The following is a 17,230-nucleotide window of genomic DNA, read 5'->3' as shown; positions in this document are numbered from 1 at the left end:
GCCCTAGATTCGGGCGATCGCGAACAACCAGGCCAGGAGATCCAGCAACCACAGAAACAGTGCAAGCTGCAGCGCGACGCGCAGGCGTTGGATGATCCGCCAATTGCTAGCCATGTCGGATTTGATGCGCAGCGCAAGCGCTCGGTGCATCCCGTCCAGGGTTGCGGGAGGGTGCCGATCGACGAAGTCCTGGAGCAGCTTCTCTGGATCGAAACGGAACGTATAGTTATAATACGGCCACACCATAATCGCGACCAGCAGCCCGATAAGAAAAAGCAATGTCAGCGCCAGCCAGTCCCAAGGCCCCACGCCATCCAGGAGCGCCCTGCCTCCGAGGAGAGAACTCGCGAACGCGGTTGCGAAGATCAGATTGCCGGCGCGCGTATTGAGACTTTCAACCACGCCCTGCTGGTGCTGGAGGCCACGCACCGCCTCCGCATAGACAAATGCCAGGCGGGGGTCGCCGCCGTCCGTCGCAGCAGGCGGGGCGTTGCTGTCATTGGTTGATGAAGGGCGCTCCGGCATCAAATGTACTTAGCACGGCGCCGCCTGCGATATGAATAGCCACATGGGGAACGCTTCGTCGCTCTGTCTTCGGGCCATCGAGGGTGTTTTGGTGGACAGGAATAGCGTCAATCCGACGCCGTCGCTTCAGGCGCTGCGGCAAACAATGCGGCCAGCGTCGCAGGTCCGCCCTGGAGAACATTCAGGTCGACGTCGCCGCTGATGCCGTCGACGCGGCCCCGGTTGTGATACTGCCAGTAGATCCAGTTGTCATGGCCCGGCCGCAGCGCCAGCGAACGCAGCCAGCGCGGGCGGCTGGCTAGCTGCCCGGCATAGGCTTGCGCCGCCTCGTCGGTCACATAGAGGATCGCCGTCTTGCCGAACGCCGCCTCGACCGGGCCGAGGAAGGCGGAGAGTTCGGCGCTCAGCTGTTCGGGAGTTGGCCGCTGCGGGCAATTGCCGCCGAACTCGATGTCTACCACCGGCGGCAGCAAAGGCTGATCGTGCGGCACCACCGAGATGAAGTTGCGTGCCTGATCGGCACCCGGTCTGCAGAAGGTGAAGAAATGATAGGCACCGACGGCAAGACCGGCGGCGCGGGCCGCGCGCAAATTGGCGGCGAAGGCATCGTCGACATGATCGCCGCCTTCCGTCGCCTTGATCACGGCGAAGGCGACATCGTCGGCGGCAACACGCCGCCAGTCGATCTGCCGCTGATGATGGGAGACGTCGATGCCCCTGACCGGATATTTGCGGCGGTCCGGAGAAAACGTCTGGAAGTAGGTATAGCCGCCGGCCAGAACGAGGCCCGCCACGAGCAGACCGGCCGCGCCCCATAAGACGATCCGGTTTTTCAAACGAGACCTATCCCTTTTGGTCCGCCCTGCCCGCCGCTATGGCTCCGGGCGTTCGTCGCTCGAAAAGCCAAATCGCTGGCTTTTCCTCCGCTTCGCGGACCGCTCCTCACCCTCGCTCCTTCAGCAGCCGGCCCTTCTCGCGCGACCAGTCGCGCTGCTTTTCGGTCTCGCGCTTGTCGTGCAGCTTCTTGCCGCGGCCAACGGCGAGCAGCAGCTTGGCACGGCCTTGGTCGTTGAAGTAGATCTTCAGCGGCACCAGCGTCATGCCTTCGCGGTCGACGCTTTGCGCCAGCTTGGCCATCTCGCGCTTGTTGAGCAGCAGTTTGCGGCGGCGGCGCGGCTCATGGTTGAAGCGGTTGGCCTGCAGATACTCCGGCAAATAGGAGTTGATCAGCCAGATCTCGCCGCCCTCGACCGAGGCGTAGCTGTCCTGGATATTGGCCTGGCCCTGGCGCAGCGATTTCACTTCCGTACCGGTCAGCACCAGGCCGGCCTCGATCGTGTCGAGCACCTCATAGGAAAACCGCGCCTTGCGGTTTTCCGCAACGGTCTTGTTGTTGGGATCGGCTTTTCTGACTTGATTCATGATGCGGAGAGGTGGCGCCTCATCCCTAGTTTATCAAGCCGGCGTGCTTCATCGCCGCGTCGATCTTCTCGGCGGTCGACGGCTCGACCGTCATTAGCGGCGAGCGCAGCACGTTCTCGACCTTGCCCAGCTTCGACAGCGCATATTTCGCGCCGGAAACGCCGGGCTCCATGAAAATCGCCTTGTGCAGCGGCAACAGACGGTCCTGCAGGTCGAGCGCCTTGGCGCAGTCGCCGGAAAGCGTTGCCTCCTGGAATTCAGCGCAAAGCCTGGGTGCGACATTTGCCGTCACCGAAATACAGCCGACGCCGCCATGCGCGTTGAAGCCGAGCGCCGAGGCGTCTTCGCCGGAGAGCTGGATGAAATCCTTGCCGCAGGTGGCGCGCTGCTCCGAAACCCGCTCGACCTTGCCGGTGGCATCCTTGACGCCGACGATGTTCTTGAAGTCGTGCACCAATTGCCCCATCGTCTCCGGGCTCATGTCGACCACCGAGCGCGGTGGAATGTTGTAGATGATGATCGGCAGGCTGGTCGCCTTGGCGACGGCGGCGAAATGCGCATAGAGGCCGCGCTGCGTCGGTCTGTTGTAATAGGGCGTGACGACAAGGGCCGCGTCGGCGCCCGCCTTCTCGGCATACTGGACCAGGCCGACCGCCTCGTCGGTGTTGTTGGAGCCGGCGCCGGCGACGACCGGAACCCGGCCCTTGGCGACCTCGATGCAAACCTTGACGACTTGGCGGTGCTCGTCATGCGACAGCGTCGGCGACTCGCCGGTGGTGCCGACCGGGACCACGCCCGTCGTGCCTTCGGCGATCTGCCAGGCGATGAACGCGCGAAAGGCTTTCTCGTCGAAACGGCCGCTCTTTTCGAACGGTGTGACGAGCGCGGTCAGCGAGCCTCTTAGCATGTCGTCCAACTCCTTGGGACTAGCGCATGACCCCGAAAATCGCAGTCGATTTCGGAAAGGATCATGCGCCAATTTAAATTGCTACAGCGTCCTTTGCGCGTCTGAGAAGACGCGCGGCGCTGTAGGTGTTTGTCGTGCGCGCCTTCTAGCCGAAAGCGAAGCGGCGCACCATAGTCTCGACATTGTTGCGCGGCAAGCATTGCGCCAGCAATTGCAATTCGAACGACCTCGATAGGGTTTTCTTTACGGGCCCTTCATCACAGACGAATAGGCTGCAGTTCATCTGTGCCAGCTGTAGCATCGAAGAAATAGGAAAAGACCAAATCCATGCCGACCAGGCGGCCTCATCTTTTCGCGCTTCTCGGCGCGATCGTTGTGCTGGTCCCCGGCGCGGCGATCGGCGGCAGCGTCGATGGGCAGGTCACGTCGGCGATCCCGATGACGGAGCCGCAGAACGATGCACTGAAGCAGTCCCCTTCGCCATCCGCCAGCGTCGCGGCGCTGAAGAGCGGTCTCGATGCGCTGGCGGCAAACGACATTCAGCGCGCGCGCCAGGTGCGCGAAGCGCTGCCGGCCAAATCGCTCGATCGGCACATCCTTGCCTGGGCGATTGCGCTCTATGGCAGCGACCAAGTGCCGAGCGGCGACATCGCCGATGCCGCGAAGATGCTGCCGAACTGGCCGGGCACGATCGCCTTGCGCAAGAACAGCGAGCGCGCGCTCTATCGCGAGAACCCCGCGCCACAGGTCGTGGTGCGGGCGTTCGACGGCAGCCAGCCGCTGACCTTCGAGGGCGTGGTGATCCTTGCCCGCTCCTATGTAGCGCTGGGCGATACCAAGGCGGCGCGCTCGGTGCTGTCGCCATTCTGGCGCACCGAAAAGCTCGAAGCCACGGACGAGGCGGCGGTCATCCGCGAGTTCGGCGCGCTGATCCCGGCCGCCGACCATCGCTTCCGCATGGAGCGCATGTTTTATGCCGATCGGGTCGCTTCGGCGCTGCGCGTCGCCGGTCTCGCCGGCGCCCAGCAATTGGCCGATGCCTGGGCGGCGGTCACCAAAGGCGACAAGAACGCGGCCAAGCTGCTGAAGGCGGTGCCGGCAGCGCAGCGGGCGGCCGGCTATCTGTTTGCCGAAGCCGAATATCTGCGCAAGCAACAGAAATTTTCCGATGCCGCCGCGCTGGTGCTGAAGGCGCCGGGCGACCGCGACGCGCTGGTCGATCCGGACGCCTGGTGGGTCGAACGCCGGGTGCTGTCGCGCGAGCTGGTCGACCAGGGCGACATGAAGACCGCCTACAGAATAGTCGCCGCGCATGCCGCCGAAAGTCCCGCCAATGCTGCCGAGGCGGAATTCCATGCAGGCTGGTACGCGCTGCGCGGCCTCAACGACCCGAGCACCGCCGCCAAGCATTTTGCGCAAATCGCGGAGCTCGCCCAAGGGCCGATGTCGCTGTCGCGCGCCTATTACTGGCTCGGCCGTGCCGCCGAGGTCGGCGGTCCCGGCAGTGCCAAGGATTATTTCAGCCGCGCCGCCAGCTACGGCACGACCTTTTACGGCCAGCTCGCCGGCGAGCGTGTCGGCCAGCGGACCCTCAATATCGTCTACCCGCAGCCAAGTGCCGCCGACCGCCGGAATTTTGCCACCCGCGAGGCTGTCAGCGCCATCGAGCGGCTGCAGCAGGCTGGCTATGACCGCTATGCCGAAACCCTCTACCGCGACCTTGCCGGGCAGTTGAGCAGCCCCGGCGAACTGGCGCTGCTTGCGATGCTGGCGGAAAGACAAGGCAACCATTTCATGGCGCTGAAGGTCGGCAAGATCGCCGGCGCACGTGGCATCGACGTCGGCGCGCTGTCGCATCCGCTCGGCGTCATTCCCGACACCGCCAACATTTCCGGCTCGGGCAAGGCGCTGGCCTATGCGATTGCCCGCCAGGAAAGCGAGTTCAACATCGGCGCCGTCTCCAGCGCCGGCGCGCGAGGACTGCTGCAGCTGATGCCAGGCACGGCCAAGCAATTGGCGAAGAAGGCCGGCATGACATTTTCTCAGGCCCGGCTGACCACCGATGCCGGCTACAATGCGACGCTGGGCGCTGCCTTTCTCGGCGAGCAGCTCGGCCGCTTCGACGGCTCCTACGTGCTGACCTTCGCCGGCTACAATGCCGGTCCCGCCCGCGCCGCCCAGTGGGTGGCGAAATACGGCGACCCGCACGGCAAGGACGTCGATGCAGTCGTCGACTGGATCGAGCGGATTCCCTATACGGAAACAAGAAGTTACGTTCAGCGCGTGATGGAGAATTACGAGGTCTACAAGATGCGTATCTCCGGCAAGTACGATATTGTCGGAGATCTGGTGAACGGCCGGGGTTAGCCTTTCCTTCCCCCCTTGTGGGAGAAGGTGGCCGAGCGAAGCTCGGTCGGATGAGGGTGCTCCAGCTTGGTTCCGACAGCGCTCCGTCCAACACCCCCCAACCGTCTCGGCGCTAACGCGCCGATCCACCTTCTCCCACAAGGAGAGAAGGAAGAGCCCCCGATTTGACCGCCCCTGCCCTCGCCTGTAGCAGTCGCAACGATCTGACAGCAGCACGGAATCGAGTGTACATGCCAAACGACGAAGGCTTCTCCGATTTCTTCTACGCCGCGCCGGACGGGCTGTCCCTGCACGCCCGCATCTACGGCGAAGCGAATTCCGGCCGCTGGCCAGTCGTTTGCCTGCCCGGCCTGACCCGCAATTGCCGTGACTTTCACGAATTGGCGCTTTATCTGTCGGCGCAAGCGAAGCGCAACGTCGTCGCCTTCGACTATCGCGGGCGCGGGCAGTCCGCCTACGATGCCGATATCGGCCATTACAATATCGGCATCGAGGCGGGCGATATCCTTGCCGGGCTGGCGGCGCTGAACATCGAGAAGGCAGCCTTCATTGGGACGTCGCGCGGCGGACTGATCATCCATGTGCTCGGGGCGATGCGGCCGCCAGTGCTGAAGGCCATCGTCTTCAACGACATCGGCCCGGTGATCGAGTCGCAAGGTCTCGCCCATATCCGCTCCTATCTCGACCTCGCGCCCAGGCCGAAGACGTACGCAGAGGTGGTCCGCGGCCTGCGCAGCACCCATGGCGCGGATTTTGCGGCGCTGACCGATGCGGATTGGGAGCGGATGGCATCAGCCCTCTACCGCGAGACCGAGGAGGGATTTCTGCCCGATTTCGATCCGAAACTGGTCGAGACGCTGGCGGGGCTCGATCCCAGCCGGCCGCTGGCCGATCTTTGGCCACAGTTCGACGCGCTGGCGGCCATCCCGATGCTCGTCATACGCGGCGCGAATTCGAAGCTGCTGTCCGCCGAAACGCTCGAGCAGATGCGGACGCGCCATACCGATATCGAGACGATCACCGCCGACGGCCAGGGCCATGCACCGTTTTTGGAGTCCGGGATCCTGCCGGGCAGGATCGCTGGTTTTTTCGATCGGGCGGAGCGGGCGGGGTGGTTAGAAGTAAAACTCAAGATCAAATAACCACCTTGAAAGCTTTACACGGACCCTATTTAGCGGTGACAGATTGTCGAAGTCGGTGCCCACGTTTCTTCCCTTCTCCCCCTGTGGGAGAAGGTGGATTGGCGCGTAGCGCCAAGACGGTTGAGGGGTGTTGGAAGAAATGAGGCGTTGGCGTTCCCTGGAACACCCCTCATCCGACCGAGCTGCGCTCGGCCACCTTCTCCCACAAGGGGAGAAGGGAGAGCCGTACGCGACCCAGATGGGCGACACTACCGGGATTTTGCTCTTTTCACCACGGTTTTCGGAGACTTTTCGCTCTTAGCCGGCTTATTCTTCTGCTCATCCATCGCTGAATGAGCAGACAAAGCGCTTGCGCCGCCACTGTCCGCGCCACTGCACCGCGGCGTCTCCAGCACAGTGACGCAGCCATCGAGGTCGTTGGTGGCCAGATGGGCGTAGCGCATGGTCATCGACAGCGTCTGGTGACCGAGCCACATCTGCACGCGCCTGATGTCGATGCCGCCCTGGACGAGACGCGAGGCGCAAGTATGGCGCAATATATGCGGCACGACCTGATCGTCGGCGCCAAGCCCGACTTCGGCCTTAGCATCGTTCCAGATGGCGCGAAACTGCGCCTGGCTGAGCTTGGTGAACGGGCCTTTGGGCCGGCGGCCCTCGGTGGCCGGCAGCTTGATCACCTCTTTTACCCGCTCGGTCATCGGAATGGTGCGGCTGCGGCCGGATTTGGTGATCCAGAAACTGACGCGGTGCTCCTGGATATCGTTCCAGATCAAACCCAGCGCTTCGCCGAGGCGGCAACCGGTGTCGACGAGAAAGACGGAAAGCCGATAAGCGTCCTCGCTGCGGCTCTTGATGGCAGCGAACAGCCGGGCCTCCTCGTCCCTTTCGAGGAAACGAATCCGTCCCGCCCGCTCCTTCTGGCGGCGGAACTCGGGCAGGCTGTGGATATCTCCCATCTTGTGAGCCTTGCGCAGCAGTTTGCTGAGGGCAGCCATCTTCCGATTGATGGTTGCGTTGCTGTTGCCGCGCTGGCGCAAGGTGCCGATAAGATTGTCGAGGGTGCTTTGGTCAAAGGCGCTGAAACGCTCCCCAAGGAGGATCTCGTCTATTTCGCCGATGAAGGAGCTGACATTGTATTTATGCCGCCCGTCATCCCAAAGTATGTCCCGGTATGCTGAAAAAAGTTCTCCGATCCTGTGCGACTTTACTTCTCGTATCTTGTTGTAACTGAATTTTATTTTTGCAGTTTGAGAAGAAAACATCGAAAAATGATCAGAGGTTCCTCCCTCTTGAATCGCATCGTTCGTCATTATTCGCCACACCCCCGAGTGGATAGGCCTAGACCTACCTGCTTGGCGGTGCCCTTTCAAGAGTTTTAAGCGTTGCGGCCGATTTCATCCACCAGTGGCGGATCCCAACGACATCGTTCCACAACCCTGTTCAGCTACCGAACCCCCTTTTCCTTCTGTTTGCGACCAGTCGCGAAAACAAAAACAGCCCGGGCGTTAAGGCGCCCGGGCTGGATTTCACTTGCCTTAAGTCCAGCCCTTAGAACGAGCGCTGGAAGCGGAGGAAGCCGCCAACGGCGTTTTTCTTGTCGCCCGGGATGCCGGTCCAGTTGTATTCATAACCGGGCAGCGAGTCGCTATCGATGTGGTGGCTGTTATGAGCCCAGTCCACTTCGGCCGTGATCGTCATGCCGGGAACGATATCGTAGGCGATATTGGCCGCGACGCCAGCTTCCTTGGCTTCGTCATACGACGCCTGCAGGTTGAACGAGGTCTTCTCGTTGATGGTGTAGGTGCCACCACCCCAGACTGCCCAGTTACCGCCCCACTGCTTGTAGAAGTTGCGCGGGAGATTGTCGTCAGAGCCGTAGCCGGCCATCAGGAACAGCGACAGGTTCTGCATCGGCGTCACGTCGAGGCGAACCTTGCCGGCCCATTCTTCCAGGCTGCTGTCATAGGCAACAACACCGCTGATGGAACCCCAGCCCTGCGTGTACTTCACGCCGCCAACGATATACGGAACATAGCTGTCGACCGAGTCGTGACCGAGAGTGGTGGCAGTATTGGCGCTGTTAAGGATAAAGCCTTCACCGGTTTCCAACGAAGCCACGGCCGAGAAGCCGTTGCCGGCATCGAAGTAGTACTGGACGACATTGGTGTCGAAGCCGCCGTAGGGAACGATCGTATCCTGGATGACGTTGCCGGCGTAGCCGGTGAACGTGTTGAAGGCTGTTTCGTCCTTACCGACGCGAAGACCACCGAGCTGGATCCAGGCGAAATTCAGCGAAACGCCCCTGCTACCAAACCTGGAAAAGTGCTCGTCGAACCCAGGCACGTCTTGATAACCGGTTCCCCAGTTGAAGCGGGTCTCGGTGTAGGTCTTCAAGGTGCCCATCTCGGTTTCCTGGCCGGTGTAGGTCCTCAGTGTGAAGCGAGCCTGCTTGTAATAGCCGTCGTTGACGTTGTCTTCACCATCCAAGGCATCCGACAGGTCCTGGTACCTGGCGCCGTCGAACGAGCCAGCCTGGCCCACGGAGATGTCATAGCGGACATAGCCGCCGATGCGCAGGCAGATTTCGGTGCCGGGGATGTAGTAGTAGCCAGCGCCGTAGACGTCGCAGATCTTGACGTATTCAGCGGGTTCCGGCTCGGCGACGACGACGGCGTCGGCGGCGCGCGCACCGGAAACTGCGATCAGTGCCGCAGCGGAGCCGAGAAGAAGGCTCTTGATGTTCATTTTCTGACCTCCAGTCAGAATCGGGACGGAGGTCGGCGAAAAGCAACTCGTTGGGTTCGTTTTTATTTATATTTCAAATAGATAGGTCCTAAGGCCGTCAGCGAGGCTCTGTCGGCCAAAAACGTTTACTCGCAAAGGCCTTGCCCGAACCGGTCTTGAAATATCGCTCGAGTTGCCGTGCGTTGGCCTCGGTTTCAACCCCGATGTAGGCCTTCAAGATTGCAGCCAGATAAGCCTTAGTCGAAGTCACATAGCCTGATCGGTGCGAATCAAAACGGCGTCGAAGATCGTTGATCGATCCGACATAGACATCGCCGTTACGGAGTTGCAGAAAATAGACGTACCACATGGTCCCCCTACGCTACTTCGTAGCTTCGGGCGACACCCTACGCCCAAAATGCGGTTTCGGGTGGTCTGCCACCCGAAGCCCGCAGGGCGTAGGGTGGCGGAGAGGATGGGATTCGAACCCACGAGAAGCTTTTGACCTCTACTCCCTTAGCAGGGGAGCGCCTTCGACCACTCGGCCACCTCTCCGTTGCGCCGGTGGATAAAGAAAAGCGCCGGCACAATCAACAAGCTGGCGCTATTATCCTTGAAAAATCGACCCTTCGCCAAAGCGCCGCCCGGCGATGTGGCGATTCTGCGGCAATTCCCTGGTTCGCGACTCGGGCCATGGTCACATTTCAGGCCGACCATCGCCGGAATCCGCCGTTTGCTACGGCTTGCGAAGGGCTGTTGGTTAACGGGAGCTTTCGGAGTGAGGCCAAATCGTGTCATTTGTGCAACAACGCTGGGGTATAGCGCCAACACAAACCTTTTGCCGGTACGATCGTGGTTGAACGCCGCCGTCTCATGGGTAATGTCGGGTTTGAAGGAGCGGCGCGGTGCGCATCTTTTTCGGTAGTGGGGATGGGGCAGGGAACGCTGTCCTTCAGCAAAGAATACCCAGACCCGTTTTTTAACTTTTGACTGGAGGTCAGAAAATGAACATCAAGAGCCTTCTTCTCGGCTCCGCTGCGGCACTGATCGCAGTTTCCGGTGCGCGCGCCGCCGACGCCGTCGTCGTCGCCGAGCCGGAACCCGCTGAATACGTCAAGATTTGCGACGTCTACGGCGCTGGCTATTTCTACATCCCCGGCACCGAAACCTGCCTGCGCATCGGCGGCTACGTCCGCTATGACATCGGCATCGGCGACGTCGGCTCATTCGACGGTGCAAAGACCACCGATCAGCAGGACGGCGACTCGCAGGATACCTACTACAAGCACGCCCGCTTCACGCTGAAGACCTGGACCGGCCAGGAAACCGAGCTCGGCACCTTGAAGACCTACACCGAGACGCGCTTCAACTGGGGTAACCACAACGATTACCTTGATGACAACTTCAATGGCGGTACGAGCGTTTCGCTGAACTTTGCCTGGGTCCAGCTCGGTGGTCTGCGCGTCGGCAAGGACGAATCGGCCTTCGATACCTTCATCGGCTACGCCGGCAACGTCATCCAGGATACGCTGGTCCCCTACGGCGGCTTCGACACCAATGTCGTCCAGTATTACTTCGATGCCGGCAACGGCTTCTCGGCCGTGGCTTCATTGGAAACCGGTTCGGGCAGTGCCGCCGCGGATCCTGGCATTTTCCAAGACAGCAACAGCGGCAATGATTCCATCGACAGCTATGTCCCGTATGTCGTCGGCGGTATCAAATACACACAGGGCTGGGGCTCGATCACCGGTGTCGCCGCCTATGACAGCACCTGGGAAGAGTGGGCCGGCAAGGTTCGCGTCGACGTTACGCCGATACAGAACCTGACGCTGTTCATCATGGCCGGCTACGGCTCTGACGACAACATCGACCGCAACTTCTACAAGCAATGGGGCGGCAACTGGGCAGTCTGGGGTGGTGGCACTTACACCATAAACGAGAAGACCTCGTTCAACCTCCAGGCGTCGGCTGACGATGACAAAAACTACGGCGTCGCCGCGAACATTGCCTACGATATCGTTCCCGGCTTCACGATCACTGCCGAAGTTGATTGGGCCCGCGACGGTCAGTTTGACAAAGCCTACGATCGCAACTGGACCAATGCCGACGACAAGGACAGCGTCGGCGGCATGCTCCGCTTCCAGCGCTCATTCTAACAGTCCGAGCTAGATTGAGATTGAACCCGGCGGGCAACCGCCGGGTTTTTCGTATCGGCGCGACGCAGCTGTCAACTCTCGATGCATAATGCAGGCTGCTGCTGAGCAGCCGATCGCAGGGCTGGTCGAATGCAATGCTCGCTCCGCACGCTTGTTCGTGCAAAGAAAAACTTGGGCCGATCTGAAGAGCTGGCCTACCGGATCAATGTATCTCGACAGCAAGTCACGATCGACCTCGGCCGATCGGGCGCATCCTACTTGTTCAAATTTCAGCCAGATCGCCCAAGGCGTCAATCAGCGGCTGAATTGCGCTCTCATACTTTTTCCAGCGTTTGACGGATGAACTATAGATCGGCTGCCGGACCTGCCAGCGGCTGGGGGTATTGACCGATCCGCTCCTCTCGAAAAAGCGCAGGCAGGAATCGTCCCAAGGCAAGCCGAGATGATCGATGAGACGGCGCGATTGCGTCTCCTGATCCGCAACCAGCGTCTCATAGCGGCTTTCGAAAATACGTCCGGGAAAGACCTTGTCCCAGTGCCGCATCAAGCGATCATATTCGCGGTAGTACAACCCGAGTGTCTCAAGGTCGGCGTTGTAGCCGTGGTCCTTGGTGAAATGCAAGACGAAGCAGGAGACGCAATTGTCGATGGCATCGCGCCGGCAATGAATGATGCGTGCGTTGGGAAAGAGAATTCCAATCACGCCGATAAACTCGAAGTTGTGCGGCATCTTGTCGACGATGCGGGGCTCGGCAGGCGCGTGCTGGCGCAGATAAGACAGGTATTCTTCGGCCAGTGCCCTCGACTGATCCCTCGTCATCGACATAATCGAACTGCGCAGGTCCTCATCCGACAGTATTCTAAAGCCCATCGAGTTCGCGATTCGCCGCAGCTTCGTAAGCTCCCCGGCGCCATGGACATCCGGATGGCTCGCGCAGATCTGCTCCGTCAGCGTCGTCCCCGACCGGGGCATGCCCAGCACAAACACAGGCACTTCAGACGGACTGCCGTGGCCAGCCTTGGCTTCCAATAGTGACGGGCTGAAAATCTCGATCATGGAATCGACGCTTCGGCGGTAGTACTCCAGGTCGAAATCGTGACCAGCGGCCTTTTTCGCCCTCTTGAAGTGATCTATCGCCTCTTCATAGCGCTGAAGATCGTTCAGCACTTTGCCTGCCGCGTGGTGAAGCTGCGATGCAGCAACGGGTTCGAGCCTGGGATTGGAGAGTTCCCGCAGGATAGAGTCGAGCTCGGCAGGTTTTTCGGTGAACTTTTGCGTGTCGACCAGGTAATTGTAGGCTGCCCCAACATCGACGCGACGTTCTATTGCCTGATCGAGATAGGCTCTGGCTTCGTCCATGCGGCCGAGGCTGGTGAGCGCACCAGCCAGACCAATCCGGACCATGGGATGGTCGCCGTTGATCTTTAGCGCCTTCTCGTAAAGGGGCAAAGCCATCTCGGCCTTGTCGAAGTTGACGTAGGCACGCGCCAGTCCGCAAAGCGCTTCCACCAGATCGGGTTTCAATTCGCAGGCGCGCTGCAGGTGCCTGATCGCAAGCAAGCTGTCGCCAAGCTTCAGACCGGCCTCTCCCAGGCTAAGGTGGAAATATGGATTCTGAGGCGTCTGGCTTACTGCCCGCGCAAAATATTTGAGAGCCAACTCGTCGTCGATACCGAGCCCCAACGTGCCGAGGATGTAGAGCGAAAGCGGGTGGTTGGGCGTGCGGGCGAGAACGCGATGGCATAATTCCTCCGCCTCCGGGAGCCGCTTGGCTTGCTGAAGTTCGAGCGCCTGTCGCAGCAGCATGTCGTCAGCTTGCGCGCGCGAGGGCGATTTCACTTTCGACGGCTGCACTTTCGGCGCCGAACGGGACTTTATGTGTTTGGACCAAGCGGGCGGCAGTCGGTTGCTCATCATGTCTCGCTAGCAAAATGGTCCGGGAGAATCCAGCCTGGCCTGAAGGGCTGGCCTATCCTGTCGGGCGCCCTCCTTGTTCAAAGTTCGGCTAGGTCGCCCAAGGCGTCAATCAGCGGCTGGATCTTGCTCTCATAATTTTTCCATTGCTTGATGGACGAGTTGTAGATGGGTTGCCGAACCTGCCAGCGACTGGCCGTGTTGACCGAACCGTCATTCTCGAAGAAGCGCAGGCAGGCATCGTCCCAGGGCAATCCAAGATGATCGATCAGACGGCGCGATTGTGCCTCCTGATCCGCAACCAGCGTCTCGTAGCGACTTTCGAAGATGCGTCCCGGAAAAACCTTGTCCCAATGTCGCATCAGGCGATCATATTCACGATAATACAGCCCGAGCGTCTGCAGGTCGGTGATGTAGCTGTGTCCCTTGGAGAAATTCAGGAAAAAGCATGAGAGGCAATTGTCGATGGCGTCGCGGCGACAGTGAATAATCCGCGCGTTGGGGAAAAGAAGGCCTATGAGACCGACCAGTTCGAAATTCTGGGGCATTTTGTCGACTATGCGAAGTGCGGTCGGCGCACGCTCACGAAGGTAGGACAGGTGCCCCTCGGTCAGCATCTTGGCTAGGTCGGGGGTGATCGGCACGATCGATTGGCCCAAGCCCTGTGCCGAAAGCCTCGTAAGGCCGACAGCATTTGCAGTTCGTCTTAGCTTGCTGAGTTCTCCTGCGCCGTGAACATCCGGGTGGCTCGCGCAAATCTGCTCGGTCAGGGTGGTCCCCGAGCGGGGCATGCCCAGTACAAACACGGGCACTTCCGATGGGCTTCCATAACCCGCCTTGGCAGCCAACATATCCGGGTTGAAGAACTCGATCGTGGAGTCGACCCAGCGGCGATAGGTTTCCAGATCGAACTTATAGCCGGCGACCTGTTTGGCTTTCTTGAAATGATCTATCGCGTCGTCGTAGCGCTTAAGGTCGTTCAGCACCTTGCCGGCAGCGTGATGAAGTGTCATCGCACTGTCCGGGTCAAGCTTTGGGTTGCCAAGCTCGCGCAAGATGGACTTAAGTTCCGCCGGCTCTTCAGTGAATTTGCGCGTGCGCACAAGCTCATTATAGGCGGCTGGCATGGCTATGCGACGTTCGATCGCCTCTTTCAGATAGATTTCGGCTTCGTCCATGCGGCCGAGACCGATGAGGGCGCTGGCCAATCCCGCCCGAACGCGAGGATGATCGCGGTTGATCTTGAGCGCTCTCTCGTAAAGCGGCAGAGCCATGTCAGCCTTGTCGAATTCGACGTAAGCGCGTCCCAACGCGCAAAGCGCTTCCAGCAAATCCGGCTTCAGCTTCAATGCTTGCTGAATATGCGTGATTGCGGGCGAATATTCGCTGACCTTCAGATAGGTTTCACCCAGACTAAGGTGGTAATAGGGGTTTCGAGGCTCCTCGCCGACGGCTCGCGCCAAATATCGCAATGCAATTTCATCGTCGAGCCCGATGAATAGCGTGCCCATGATATACAATGCCAAGGGATGGTTGGGCGTGCGCTCCAGCACGCGACGGCACAGTTCCTTAGCCTCGGCCAACCGCTTGGCCTGCTGAAAGTCATATGCCTGTTTCAGCAGCATGTCGTCAGCCTGCGCCCGCGACAATGGTTTGGCTTTCGGCGGTTCCACTTTCGGCGCCGAGCGGGACTTTATATGTTTGGACCAGGCGGGCGGCAGTCGGTTGCTCATCATGTCTCGCTAGCAAAATGATCCGGGAGAATCCAGCCTGACGTGCCCGCCTGCCGCGGAACTTGCGCAGGCCAAGCTGGCAGGCTAGCAAGAAGGCCCCCTTTCGAACGAGCCCTATCATGCGCCTGCGCCCTCCCCTTACGCCGCTCATCGACGCGCTTCCCTCCACGGTACCGTTTGTCGGCCCGGAGGCGCAGGAGCGTGATCGCGGCCGCGCCTTTCGCGCCCGCATCGGCGCCAATGAGAGCAGCTTTGGCCCTTCGCCGCGCGTCGTTACCCGTATGGCCGAGATTGCCGGCGACATGTGGATGTACTGCGACCCTGACAATCACGATTTGAAGGTAGCCGTGGCCCGGCATCTCGGTGTCGGCGCCGAAAACGTCGTCGTCGGCGAAGGCATAGACGGGCTGCTCAGCCTGGTTGCGCGCATGTATGTGGCGCCGGGCGATGCGGTGGTGACCTCGCTCGGCGCCTATCCGACCTTCAACTTTCATGTTGCCGGCGTCGGCGGCCGGCTGGTCGCAGTGCCCTACGAGAACGATCGGGAAAACCTCGACGGCCTGCTGGCGGCAGTGGCCAGGGAAAAGGCGCCACTGGTCTACCTGTCCAATCCGGACAATCCGATGGGCAGCTGGTGGGAAGCCGCCGAGCTCAGCCGCTTCATCGAAGCCTTGCCGGAGACCACAATGCTGGTGCTCGACGAAGCCTATGGCGAATTAGGGCCAGCCTCAGCGCTGCCGCCGATCGATGTGGCGCCGCCGAACGTCATCCGCATGCGCACCTTCTCCAAGGCCTATGGGCTGGCCGGCATACGCTGCGGCTATGCGGTGGCCGAGGCCCAGGTGATTCGGGACTTCGAGAAGATCCGCAACCACTATGGCGTCACCCGCATGGCGCAGATCGCCGGTGTCGAGGCGCTTGCCGATCAGGCTTGGCTGGATAGCGTGGTGGCGCGGGTCGCCGCCGGCCGCCGGCGTATCGCCGCAATAGCCGAAGCGAGCGGGCTGAAGCCGCTGGCTTCGGCGACCAATTTCGTCACCATCGACTGCGGCCGCGACGGCGCTTTCGCACTGAAAGTGCTACAGGCGCTGTTGTCACGCGACGTCTTCATCCGCAAGCCGATGGTGCCGGTTCTCGACCGCTGCATCCGGGTCAGTGTCGGCCTCGACCACGAGCTCGACATCTTTGCCGAGGAACTGCCTGGCGCACTGGCGGCAGCGCGGGGGAACTGAAGAGCGCAACGCCGGGATTCCAGTGCTGCCCGCTATTTCTCCCCGAGCAGACGCATGACGCGCTTCAAGGCGTCCGATAATTCGGCAGCCGCGCCATCGGCGAGGCCGGCCGTCAGCCGGGCGAGGTCGCGATCCGCCGCAGCCTGAAGCCTGGCGAGCTCAGCACTTCCGCGAGCGGTCAGCGACAGGATACGTCTGCGCCGATCGGCTGGGTCAGAGCGTGTCTCGGTCAGGCCAGCGGCGGCGAACCTCCTCAGGACGCGCGAGACATAGGCCGGATCGAGGCGGAGTTCGGCAGCGATTTCGGAGGCCGCCGGCCGGAGATCGAGGTGGAACGCCCGTGCAAGAAACCCTGCCTCACCGCCGCTATTGGCGACAGCGCGGGATCGGCCGCCCAATTCGAACAGCAGCCGCGCCTCGCCCAGCGTATAGACGCTGTGCGTCAAGGTCAGGTCGAGCAGCCCGATCAGGCGCGTGTAGAAGCGATTGAAGCCACGTATCTCCGCGACAAGGGCATTCCGATCGGCCGGCATGTCGACCTCCTTCGGACGGACCGCTCCGTCAGGGCCATGATCGCCTATTATTTGACTTAGTCAATCATCGGTGGAGGCGCCACCTATCTCGCAGTGCGAAATCTGGCGGATAGCGACCGGAGAGAAACCTTCGATGCACGTTGCGCGGTTGAATTTGCGCGGCGATGCGCCAGACTCGACTCAAAGGATGGAGAGCGCGATGACCGATCGTACGGTGCAGGTACGCATATACGGCAAGGTGCAAGGCGTCAGCTACCGGGTTTGGGTGCGGCGCGAGGCGTCGGCGCTTGGCCTTGCCGGGTGGGTGCGCAACGAAGTTGACGGCTCGGTGACAGCCTTGATCGCAGGGACCGGGGCGGCGGTCTCGACGATGATCGAACGGTTTTGGCAAGGGCCGCCAGGGGCAGCGGTTTCAAAGGTCGATGTCGAAGAGATCGAGGCTCGCGACACGTCGGCCGATTTCAGGATTGTTGCCTAGCAAGGCATGGTCCTGCTCATTCGCTTCCATCGCACAAAATTCTCCAGGGTGCAGATAGAGCAAATCTGAAGCCATTGCCCTGCCCGGACATGCCTC

Annotated in this window: 15 protein-coding genes and 1 tRNA gene; 5 read left to right on the top strand and 11 right to left on the bottom strand. The window is 60.9% G+C overall.

Features of this window, described 5'->3' with window-relative positions:
- Positions 1 to 3: 3 nt before the first annotated feature.
- The 4 genes from NKI70_RS07955 to dapA all read right to left on the bottom strand — a co-directional run bounded on the left by NKI70_RS07955 (position 4) and on the right by dapA (position 2,854).
- Positions 4 to 525 carry a hypothetical protein gene (locus NKI70_RS07955; RefSeq protein ID WP_352698662.1) on the bottom strand — a complete coding sequence of 174 codons (522 nt, stop codon included), beginning with the start codon at positions 523 to 525 and terminating at the stop codon, positions 4 to 6.
- A 107-nt stretch (positions 526 to 632) separates the two neighbouring features.
- Positions 633 to 1,361, bottom strand: a complete 729-nt coding sequence (locus tag NKI70_RS07950) for a GH25 family lysozyme (RefSeq protein WP_352698664.1) — start codon at positions 1,359 to 1,361, stop codon at positions 633 to 635.
- A 106-nt stretch (positions 1,362 to 1,467) separates the two neighbouring features.
- Positions 1,468 to 1,947 (bottom strand): SsrA-binding protein SmpB, encoded by a 480-nt coding sequence (gene smpB / locus NKI70_RS07945; RefSeq protein WP_023768487.1) that lies wholly within the window; start codon positions 1,945 to 1,947, stop codon positions 1,468 to 1,470.
- Between the two features lie 25 nt (positions 1,948 to 1,972).
- Positions 1,973 to 2,854: a 4-hydroxy-tetrahydrodipicolinate synthase gene (dapA, locus tag NKI70_RS07940; RefSeq protein ID WP_352449009.1), complete on the bottom strand. Its 882-nt coding sequence runs from the start codon at positions 2,852 to 2,854 to the stop codon at positions 1,973 to 1,975.
- A gap of 327 nt (positions 2,855 to 3,181) precedes the next feature.
- Here dapA and NKI70_RS07935 point away from each other — a divergent pair, with 327 nt between their 5' ends.
- Both NKI70_RS07935 and NKI70_RS07930 read left to right on the top strand, forming a co-directional pair.
- Positions 3,182 to 5,221, top strand: a complete 2,040-nt coding sequence (locus NKI70_RS07935; RefSeq protein ID WP_352698666.1) for a lytic transglycosylase domain-containing protein — start codon at positions 3,182 to 3,184, stop codon at positions 5,219 to 5,221.
- A 230-nt stretch (positions 5,222 to 5,451) separates the two neighbouring features.
- Complete coding sequence (locus NKI70_RS07930; RefSeq protein ID WP_352698668.1) at positions 5,452 to 6,363, top strand: alpha/beta fold hydrolase; 912 nt, start codon at positions 5,452 to 5,454, stop codon at positions 6,361 to 6,363.
- Between the two features lie 248 nt (positions 6,364 to 6,611).
- On the opposite strand, the gene NKI70_RS07925 is transcribed toward NKI70_RS07930, so the two are convergent.
- The 4 genes from NKI70_RS07925 to NKI70_RS07910 all read right to left on the bottom strand — a co-directional run bounded on the left by NKI70_RS07925 (position 6,612) and on the right by NKI70_RS07910 (position 9,642).
- Complete coding sequence (locus NKI70_RS07925) at positions 6,612 to 7,673, bottom strand: tyrosine-type recombinase/integrase (protein WP_352698670.1); 1,062 nt, start codon at positions 7,671 to 7,673, stop codon at positions 6,612 to 6,614.
- Positions 7,674 to 7,911: 238 nt separating this feature from the next.
- Entirely contained in the window at positions 7,912 to 9,108 is a 1,197-nt protein-coding gene (locus NKI70_RS07920; RefSeq protein ID WP_352622535.1) for a porin, read from the bottom strand.
- 97 nt (positions 9,109 to 9,205) lie between these two features.
- A complete protein-coding gene (locus tag NKI70_RS07915) occupies positions 9,206 to 9,457 on the bottom strand; it encodes a GIY-YIG nuclease family protein (RefSeq protein WP_352622533.1) in 252 nt (83 codons plus the stop codon).
- Positions 9,458 to 9,551: 94 nt separating this feature from the next.
- A tRNA-Ser gene (locus NKI70_RS07910) sits at positions 9,552 to 9,642 on the bottom strand.
- A gap of 449 nt (positions 9,643 to 10,091) precedes the next feature.
- On the opposite strand from NKI70_RS07910, the gene NKI70_RS07905 reads away from it, so the two are divergent.
- Positions 10,092 to 11,243: a porin gene (locus tag NKI70_RS07905; protein WP_352622531.1), complete on the top strand. Its 1,152-nt coding sequence runs from the start codon at positions 10,092 to 10,094 to the stop codon at positions 11,241 to 11,243.
- Positions 11,244 to 11,505: 262 nt separating this feature from the next.
- On the opposite strand, the gene NKI70_RS07900 is transcribed toward NKI70_RS07905, so the two are convergent.
- Together NKI70_RS07900 and NKI70_RS07895 are read right to left on the bottom strand one after the other, a co-directional pair.
- Entirely contained in the window at positions 11,506 to 13,158 is a 1,653-nt protein-coding gene (locus NKI70_RS07900) for a tetratricopeptide repeat-containing sulfotransferase family protein (RefSeq protein ID WP_352622529.1), read from the bottom strand.
- 80 nt (positions 13,159 to 13,238) lie between these two features.
- Positions 13,239 to 14,891, bottom strand: a complete 1,653-nt coding sequence (locus tag NKI70_RS07895) for a tetratricopeptide repeat-containing sulfotransferase family protein (protein ID WP_352622527.1) — start codon at positions 14,889 to 14,891, stop codon at positions 13,239 to 13,241.
- 119 nt (positions 14,892 to 15,010) lie between these two features.
- On the opposite strand from NKI70_RS07895, the gene NKI70_RS07890 reads away from it, so the two are divergent.
- Positions 15,011 to 16,123: a pyridoxal phosphate-dependent aminotransferase gene (locus NKI70_RS07890; protein WP_352698672.1), complete on the top strand. Its 1,113-nt coding sequence runs from the start codon at positions 15,011 to 15,013 to the stop codon at positions 16,121 to 16,123.
- 32 nt (positions 16,124 to 16,155) lie between these two features.
- Here NKI70_RS07890 and NKI70_RS07885 read toward each other — a convergent pair whose 3' ends face one another.
- Positions 16,156 to 16,656 (bottom strand): MarR family winged helix-turn-helix transcriptional regulator, encoded by a 501-nt coding sequence (locus NKI70_RS07885; RefSeq protein WP_352724450.1) that lies wholly within the window; start codon positions 16,654 to 16,656, stop codon positions 16,156 to 16,158.
- Between the two features lie 199 nt (positions 16,657 to 16,855).
- Here NKI70_RS07885 and NKI70_RS07880 point away from each other — a divergent pair, with 199 nt between their 5' ends.
- Positions 16,856 to 17,134 (top strand): acylphosphatase, encoded by a 279-nt coding sequence (locus NKI70_RS07880; RefSeq protein WP_023677791.1) that lies wholly within the window; start codon positions 16,856 to 16,858, stop codon positions 17,132 to 17,134.
- Positions 17,135 to 17,230: the final 96 nt, after the last annotated feature.

The organism is Mesorhizobium sp. M0500 (assembly GCF_040321165.1).
GTDB lineage: Bacteria > Pseudomonadota > Alphaproteobacteria > Rhizobiales > Rhizobiaceae > Mesorhizobium.
This window is presented reverse-complemented; position numbering and strand designations above follow the sequence as displayed.

What these genes read in the sequence shown, in the direction of transcription:
- NKI70_RS07955 (WP_352698662.1), bottom strand. Translation starts at nt 525, where the DNA reads ATGCCGGAGCGCCCTTCATCAACCAATGACAGCAACGCCCCGCCTGCT.
- smpB (WP_023768487.1), bottom strand. Translation starts at nt 1,947, where the DNA reads ATGAATCAAGTCAGAAAAGCCGATCCCAACAACAAGACCGTTGCGGAA.
- dapA (WP_352449009.1), bottom strand. Translation starts at nt 2,854, where the DNA reads ATGCTAAGAGGCTCGCTGACCGCGCTCGTCACACCGTTCGAAAAGAGC.
- NKI70_RS07935 (WP_352698666.1), top strand. Translation starts at nt 3,182, where the DNA reads ATGCCGACCAGGCGGCCTCATCTTTTCGCGCTTCTCGGCGCGATCGTT.
- NKI70_RS07930 (WP_352698668.1), top strand. Translation starts at nt 5,452, where the DNA reads ATGCCAAACGACGAAGGCTTCTCCGATTTCTTCTACGCCGCGCCGGAC.
- NKI70_RS07925 (WP_352698670.1), bottom strand. Translation starts at nt 7,673, where the DNA reads ATGACGAACGATGCGATTCAAGAGGGAGGAACCTCTGATCATTTTTCG.
- NKI70_RS07920 (WP_352622535.1), bottom strand. Translation starts at nt 9,108, where the DNA reads ATGAACATCAAGAGCCTTCTTCTCGGCTCCGCTGCGGCACTGATCGCA.
- NKI70_RS07915 (WP_352622533.1), bottom strand. Translation starts at nt 9,457, where the DNA reads ATGTGGTACGTCTATTTTCTGCAACTCCGTAACGGCGATGTCTATGTC.
- NKI70_RS07905 (WP_352622531.1), top strand. Translation starts at nt 10,092, where the DNA reads ATGAACATCAAGAGCCTTCTTCTCGGCTCCGCTGCGGCACTGATCGCA.
- NKI70_RS07900 (WP_352622529.1), bottom strand. Translation starts at nt 13,158, where the DNA reads ATGAGCAACCGACTGCCGCCCGCTTGGTCCAAACACATAAAGTCCCGT.
- NKI70_RS07895 (WP_352622527.1), bottom strand. Translation starts at nt 14,891, where the DNA reads ATGAGCAACCGACTGCCGCCCGCCTGGTCCAAACATATAAAGTCCCGC.
- NKI70_RS07890 (WP_352698672.1), top strand. Translation starts at nt 15,011, where the DNA reads ATGCGCCTGCGCCCTCCCCTTACGCCGCTCATCGACGCGCTTCCCTCC.
- NKI70_RS07885 (WP_352724450.1), bottom strand. Translation starts at nt 16,656, where the DNA reads ATGCCGGCCGATCGGAATGCCCTTGTCGCGGAGATACGTGGCTTCAAT.
- NKI70_RS07880 (WP_023677791.1), top strand. Translation starts at nt 16,856, where the DNA reads ATGACCGATCGTACGGTGCAGGTACGCATATACGGCAAGGTGCAAGGC.